This is a genomic window from Bradyrhizobium sp. 134, from assembly GCF_023074155.1.
Lineage (GTDB): Bacteria > Pseudomonadota > Alphaproteobacteria > Rhizobiales > Xanthobacteraceae > Bradyrhizobium.
Map to the genome: position 1 here is coordinate 1 of NZ_JADPKX010000033.1, position 1,582 is coordinate 1,582.

The window sequence follows — 1,582 nt, forward strand, 5'->3', positions numbered from 1 at the left end:
CTGGATTGACCAACGGATCAGTGGTGGGGTGGTTATGTTTTGGCTTTTGCCGGGGGGCGCCGTTTCGTTTTTTTGGGCGGTGGCGGATTAGCGCGATGTCGGATCGCGGCCATCATGGCGAAGGCGAGCATCACCAAGGACACATGACGGTGCCAGCCATGCCAGGATCTGCTCTCGTTGTGATCGAGCCCGAACTCGTTTTTCGCGGTTTCAAAGCTGTCCTCGATCGCCCATCGATGGCCTTCGACCGCGACCAGCGTTTCAATGGCTGTTCCCGCTGGGCACCAGGTGGTGAAGAAGGCGAGGTCATCATCGGCAATGCGACGACGGATCAGTAGACCGCGCGTCCACAAACCGTCATTTGCACTGTTGGACTGCTCGGCCTCGAGATCCGCCAATTCGAGATAACACCAATCGTGCAGCCGCGGTCCTTTGGTTCCGGCTCCCGCCGACAGGCGCTTCCAGTCGGATGAGCGCCGCGTCCGGGCGAGGTCTGCAGCCGTACCGGCGACCGGCGGTCGCTTGCCCCAGGATCGAAACACATGAGCGCTGCTGACCCCAAGCACGTAGCCTTTGCCTGCCCGACGTAGTTGCTGTTCGATGTTGCCAACACCGTAGACGGTATCACCGGCAACCCACTTGAATGGTACAGACCCGGCTATCGCGCGTGCGATCATTCTCGTCGCAAGCTTTGGTTTGGTCGCAAAGCCGACATCGGCAGGCACATATGTGGCTTCCAGACGATCTGGATCGTCGGTCCATTCCTTCGGAAGATACAACGCGCGATCGATGAACGCATGGCCATGACGCGAAACGTAGGCAGCGAAGACGCCGATCTGGCAGTTCGTGATCTTTCCTGCCGAACCAGTGTATTGCCGCGCCACTCCGCATGACGCTTTGCCCTGTTTGAGAAAACCGGTCTCGTCGATCACGAGCACCGCATCGTCATCCGCCAAATGCTCGATGACATAGTCGTGCACGATATCGCGCAGGGCATCAGCGTCCCAGTCTCCACGACCCAGAATCGCCTGCTGCCGCCATGGGCCGGGATCGCCAGCCGCCTCCGCGCGCATCCAACCGGTCTTGCGCTGCTCATCTCCGAGCAGACCTTCCAGGAACAGACCTGCATTCGTCGCAACACGCTCTTGCGTGAACAACGGACGTATCCGTTGCTTGATCTCTCGAAGCGACGCCGCCCACAACGCAAGCGTCGCCTCAACCGACGCGGCCCGCGCCCACGACATTCGAATCATGGTTGCCCATGGATTCAGAAGCCCGCAAACAAAGCAACTGTAATGCTAGGGTCTGTACCTAATTAGCGAGTTCTGATTCCCTCGTGCCAAGTTGATTCGGCACGGGGGACTTCGATGCGCAAAGGACTGTTCTGGCTCAACGACAAGCAGTGGGCTCAGATAGAGCCGCATCTGCCAACAAACCAGACCGGCCCGGCGCGCGAAGACGATCGACGCATTATCAGCGGTATCATTCACATGCTCCAGTGCGGCGCACGCTGGCGCGATTGCCCGTCCGACTATGGCCCTTACACGACGATCTACAATCGGTTCAATCGCTGGGCTAAGCG

The 1,582-nt window shown here is 59.3% G+C and carries 2 protein-coding genes; one reads left to right on the top strand and one right to left on the bottom strand.

The genetic code is table 11. The features are described 5' to 3' along the window. Positions 1-32: 32 nt before the first annotated feature. Complete coding sequence (locus IVA75_RS09630) at positions 33-1,253, bottom strand: IS701 family transposase (RefSeq protein ID WP_247285483.1); 1,221 nt, start codon at positions 1,251-1,253, stop codon at positions 33-35. 114 nt (positions 1,254-1,367) lie between these two features. Between IVA75_RS09630 and IVA75_RS09635 the strand changes: the two genes are divergently transcribed. After that, the coding region (locus IVA75_RS09635) for a transposase (protein WP_247359047.1) at positions 1,368-1,582 on the top strand (215 nt) is incomplete at its 3' end.